The 3,324-nt window shown below is 70.5% G+C and carries 3 protein-coding genes and 1 pseudogene; all 4 read left to right on the forward strand.

What is annotated here, in order from left to right:
* Positions 1 to 418 precede the first annotated feature (418 nt).
* The gene (locus tag NYZ98_RS41675; RefSeq protein WP_380706360.1) at positions 419 to 859 is read left to right on the forward strand and encodes a hypothetical protein; all 441 of its coding nucleotides are present in this window, start codon (positions 419 to 421) and stop codon (positions 857 to 859) included.
* Positions 860 to 884: 25 nt separating this feature from the next.
* Positions 885 to 1,524: pseudogene (locus NYZ98_RS41150) on the forward strand (IS5 family transposase); the annotation flags it as partial.
* A 337-nt stretch (positions 1,525 to 1,861) separates the two neighbouring features.
* A complete protein-coding gene (locus tag NYZ98_RS41155) occupies positions 1,862 to 2,818 on the forward strand; it encodes a hypothetical protein (RefSeq protein WP_262850976.1) in 957 nt (318 codons plus the stop codon).
* Positions 2,815 to 3,324: DUF6716 putative glycosyltransferase (locus NYZ98_RS41160; RefSeq protein WP_316249665.1), on the forward strand; the 510-nt coding region annotated here is incomplete at its 3' end. The genes NYZ98_RS41155 and NYZ98_RS41160, both read left to right, overlap by 4 nt.

The following is a 3,324-nucleotide window of genomic DNA, read 5'->3' on the forward strand; positions in this document are numbered from 1 at the left end:
CCCGCCCCGCACCTCCCCCCGGCCACACGTCTCAGTTCTAGGAGTCGACGCGGCGAGAGGCAGTACGGCGAAGCCGGCGCCTGATATGGCGCCACACCAGACCGAACCCCCACCCACCCCGTGACCGCTCTCATCTGACCCACCGCCTTGGTCAAAGGTCCTCGCCTTCGGCTCGGGCAGTATCTCCAAGGCCTACCGGCCCGCCCCCGCCCGCGTACGCCCCTGACCGCGTACCCCCGCCCGCGTAAACCCGCCGTTCGGCCCATCTACTTGGACAGCCCACAGGCCGTGTCCCGGTCCGGCCCTCAGGGGTCTCTCGCTCGGCGCCGACGCGGCGGGACGGGGTACGGCGGATCCGGTGCCTTCTGCGGTGGTGAGCCCGTGAACGGGTGCACTAGAGCGTGTCTGACAATTCGAGTTGGCGGAGCCACAGCATGAGGCGGCCGATGGTGGCGTCGGCGAGGTAGTGGCTGGCGAGTTTGTCAAAGCGGGTGGCGATGGCTCGCCATCGCTTGAGCTTGCCGAAGCAACGTTCGACCAGGTTGGGGTGCTTGGAGACGTCGACGTCGAAGGCGTGGGGGCGGCCTCCGTGGCTGCCCTGGCGTTTGCGGTTGGCGATCTGGTCCTAGCGTTCGGGGATGACCGCCTGGATCCCACGCTTGCGCAGGTGGCTGCGTATGTATTTGGAGGAGTAGCCCTTGTCTGCGATCAGGCGGCCGGGGCGGGTGCGAGGCCAGCCGTTCCCTCGCTTCGATCAGGGATCTGGCGGCTCCGGCCAATCCTCTTCCTCGTCTCTAGCCTAAGGCAGGGTTACGCTCACCGAGCAACGACGAACCTCCAGAGCATGTCTGATAAATGATCACGGTGGTGGGGTTAGATGATCCATCGTGGTGAGACGTGGTGAGCTGACCGATAGGGCCTGGCAGCGGATCGAGCCGCTGTTACCCGCCACCGACGGTCGTGGTCGTCCGTGGCGGGATCACCGCCAGGTGATCGATGGGATCTTGGGGGACCACGGCGGGACGATCGATACGAAGCAATCGCGAAGGCGGCAGGCTCTGGGCCGGTCCCGGGGAGGACTCACCACCAAGCTCCACCTGATCACCGAAGCCCGTGGCCTGCCCATGACGCTGCATCTGACCGGTGGCAACGTGGTGGACTGCACCGCCTTCGAAGTGGTCATGGCCAAAGCTTCGGCTGCCCCGCATCGGTGCAGGCCGGCCCCGGACCCGTCCCGACCGGCTGATCGGCGACTAGGGCTACTCCTCCAAGAAGATCCGCACCTACCTGCGCCGGTGTGGCATCCAGGCGGTCATCCCCGAGCGCAAGGACCAGATCGCCAACCGCAAGGGTAGCCATGGAGGCCGCCCCTACGCCTTCGACGCTGAGACCTACAAGCAGCGCAACCTGGTGGAACGCTGCTTCGGCGAGCTCAAGCAATGGCGAGCGATCGCCACCCGCTTCCACAAGCTCGCCAGCCGCTACCTCGCCGGCGCCACCATCGGCTGCCTGATGCTCTGGCTCCGCCACCACGAATTGTCAGACACGCTCCAGGCCAGGGCAGGCCGTGAGGCCCAGGAAAACGCCCGAGCCGAAGGCGAGGACCATGTTCTTCGCCGGGTCGGCGGCAGATGGTCTGTTCACCGGGGCCGGTGGTGGGCGGGCCCGGTGGGTACGGCGGTGGGGGTCGTTTTCCTGCTGTGGAGGGGATGGCGGGGGTGTCGTTGTCGGGTGTTCACCGGGTGTTACCCCACGCGTCGGGTCGCCCCGTTACGTTTCAAGCGTCGTGAAAGTGTCAATGCCCGGCGTGGAGAGGAACGGTCGAAGCCGCGTGCGGGAGCAGGGGTCGGCCGTCGCCTGGGTGGAATCTCCTCTCCAGTTGCTCTGCGCGGTCGAGGCCCGGTACGCCGGGGTGGCCGGGCCGAGCACCCGTGTGGTCACCCGTGGCAGGCTGCCGGGACTCCGGGTGACCCGGTCCGAGCTGGCCGCCCTTGACCTGCCCCCCGGCCTGGAGATCGAGACCGCCGAGGACCGGATGCCCCGCCCGGGACGCGAGACCACCTGGGTCCTCGGAGACGCCTTCTCCGGCAGGATGCAGTTCACCTCGCTCACCGCCGCCCCGAAGCGGATGGTCGTGGTCGACGACGGCCTCGCCACCATCCGCCTCCTGGAACTGCTGACCGCCAGGGCCGGGACCCCGCTGCTGCGCGCCCGTGCGACCCCCGGCCCCGCGCGGAGGATCCTCGGGGCCGCCGCCGGGCTCCGCCTGCGGGCCGCCGCACGGGCCGGCCGGCTCACGATCTTCACGGCCCTGCCCGTCCCCGCCGCCCTGAGCGAGGCCGTACGGGGGCTCGGCGCCGAGCTGGTGACCCACGACTTCGCCTGGCTGCGGTCCCAGCCGGCCGTCGCGCATCCCCGGCCGCCCGAGAGCACCGTCGTCCTCGGCACCTCCCTCGTACGCAACGGGCTGATCCACCGCGACCGCTACCTGTCCTGGCTCTTCGCGCTCGAAGGGCCGCTGGCCTACTACCCGCACCGGCGGGAGGACCCCGGGGACCTGGCGGCCGTCCGCGACCACCCCGGCGTCACCGTGTACGACGGCGGGGCCCCGGTCGAGATCACCCTGCGGGACCTGCGACCCGGCCAGCGGGTGCTCAGCCTGCCCTCCACGGCGGTCACCTCGCTCCGCGTCCTGCTGTCGGCGCGCGGGGTGCCCGTCGAGTCGGTCGAGGTCCCCGACGACTGGTGGACGCCCTCGGCGACGGTCTCCCTCCGATCACACCTCCAGATGTTCGCGCACGAAGGGGCTTCTCCTTGACCCGGGTTCTCGCCGTAGCCGACTCCGACTCGTACCTGAAGTGGGCCGCCGGCCTCCTCGACGGGTTACCGGACGGCTGGACGTCGACACTGGCCGTGGTGCGCACGCCGATCGCCCCGTCGCCCGGCCAGATCGCCGCCGCCGTCAGCGGGACGCGGTCCGGCGAGGGGGAGCCGCCCGCGGTGGTCCCGGCACGGGCGCTGCGGCGGCTCGCCGAGCGGATCAGGCCGGACGCCGTGCTGGTCGCCTGCACGGGACCCGTGGTGGACGTGCTGGTCAGTGACGTGCTGGACGGGCTGAGCCCTCGCCCGGTGTTCGTTTCCGGTCTTCCCGGCATCTCGATCCCGGCGACCGAGAAGGCGTGGCTGTATCGGGGCGGGTGCGACCTGTTCATCGTGCACAGCGGCCGGGAGGTCGAGGAGTTCGCCGCCATCGCCGCCCAGCTCGGCGCCCAGGGCACCATGGCCCTGGCCCGCCTCCCCTACCTCCCCGCGACCACCCCCCGC

Origin of the sequence: Sphaerisporangium corydalis (assembly GCF_025506355.1) — a bacterium.
Classification (GTDB): Bacteria; Actinomycetota; Actinomycetes; order Streptosporangiales; family Streptosporangiaceae; genus Sphaerisporangium; species Sphaerisporangium corydalis.